Source organism: Variovorax sp. Soil_C_12 (genome assembly GCF_057657375.1).
The window spans coordinates 1-560 of record NZ_JBDGIO010000049.1 but is presented as its reverse complement, the minus strand read 5'-3'; the positions used below and the strand labels follow the sequence as shown (position 1 = coordinate 560).

At 67.9% G+C, this 560-nt stretch carries 1 protein-coding gene; it reads left to right on the top strand.

Annotation, left to right across the window (positions count from 1 at the left end):
• The coding region (locus tag AC3A6X_RS36415) for a GntR family transcriptional regulator (RefSeq protein WP_487846719.1) at positions 1–548 on the top strand (548 nt) is incomplete at its 5' end.
• Between the last annotated feature and the right edge of the window lie 12 nt (positions 549–560).

The following is a 560-nucleotide window of genomic DNA, read 5'->3' as shown; positions in this document are numbered from 1 at the left end:
CCCGGATGGGCATGAGCCGCACACCGGTGCGCGAGGCCCTGAAAGTGCTGGCGCGGGACGGCTTCGTGCAGGTTGTGCCGACGCGCGGCTACATCGTTCCCCACCGCTCGATGGATGACCTGCGCGATCTGTTTGATCTGCGCGAGTCACTGGAAGGCACTGCGGCGCGCTGCGCTGCGCAGCGCGCCACCGACGCGGAACTCGCCGAACTCGAGGCGTTGTGCGTGCGCTATGAGAACGAGCAGGACTGGCATCGGTGGGTGCAGATCGGAACGGAGTTTCACAACCTCCTGGTTGCCGCGGCCCGCAACCAGCGCCTGGCCAACATCCTCGATTCACTGAACGGGCAGATCGTCCACTCACGCCGCTCGGTCCTGCGCGCCGACGCGCAACGGCGCGACGCGGCGACCCGCGAACACCGCGCCATCCTTGACGCCGTGAAGGCGCGCAACGCCGCGGACGCCGAAGCGCGCGCCCGCGAACACGTGCGCCTTTCTTACGAAGCAACCCTTTCTTCATACCAGAGCCGACCCGCAGCCATCGGCTGAGCGGCCCGTCCA